The sequence below is a fragment of the Photorhabdus sp. RM71S genome (assembly GCF_042879355.1).
GTDB lineage: Bacteria > Pseudomonadota > Gammaproteobacteria > Enterobacterales > Enterobacteriaceae > Photorhabdus > Photorhabdus kayaii.
The window spans coordinates 1-599 of record NZ_JBHFKV010000172.1 but is presented as its reverse complement, the minus strand read 5'-3'; the positions used below and the strand labels follow the sequence as shown (position 1 = coordinate 599).

General features: G+C 44.9%; 2 protein-coding genes. Both read left to right on the top strand.

Going from position 1 to position 599, the window contains the following annotated elements; all coding sequences use genetic code 11:
* On the top strand, window positions 1–184 hold a 184-nt coding region (locus tag ACGF5R_RS24345), incomplete at its 5' end, for a phage holin family protein (protein WP_387693201.1).
* Window positions 171–596 carry a lysozyme gene (locus ACGF5R_RS24340; protein ID WP_387693199.1) on the top strand — a complete coding sequence of 142 codons (426 nt, stop codon included), beginning with the start codon at window positions 171–173 and terminating at the stop codon, window positions 594–596. The genes ACGF5R_RS24345 and ACGF5R_RS24340, both read left to right, overlap by 14 nt.
* Window positions 597–599 lie beyond the last annotated feature (3 nt).

The following is a 599-nucleotide window of genomic DNA, read 5'->3' as shown; positions in this document are numbered from 1 at the left end:
TGATGCCTTTATGTGTGCCATGTTCGCGTGGTTCATTCGTGACATTTTAAATCTTTTTGGTCTGAATCCTGATTTGGCCTACATCGGTAGTGTGGTGATTGGCTATCTTGGTACGGATTTCATTGGTCAATTACTTCGTAAATCAGCAGAGAAAAGAGCGGGGGTATCAGATGCAAATCAGTGAACACGGTTTAGCGGAACTCAAAATTTATGAGGGTTGCAGTCTAACTGCATACCTTTGCCCTGCAAGAGTTTGGACTATCGGTTACGGTCACACTCACAGAGTAAAGCCAGGCGATGCAATCACAGAACGGCAGGCCGAACAATTCTTACTTGATGATTTGGCCCCGGTTTACATTACTTTGGAAAACTCAGTCAAAGTGCCACTAACTCAGGGCCAGTTTGATGCTCTTTGCTCGTTTATCTTCAATTGTGGCGCTGGCGCTTTCGTCCGTTCTACTTTGCTTAAGAAACTCAATACGGGTGACTATAAGGGTGCGGCGAATCAGTTCATGGAGTGGAATAAAGCGGGTGGGCGAGTATTACCGGGTTTAGATGCACGACGAGCATCTGAGAAAACGATGTTTTTATCATGAAAT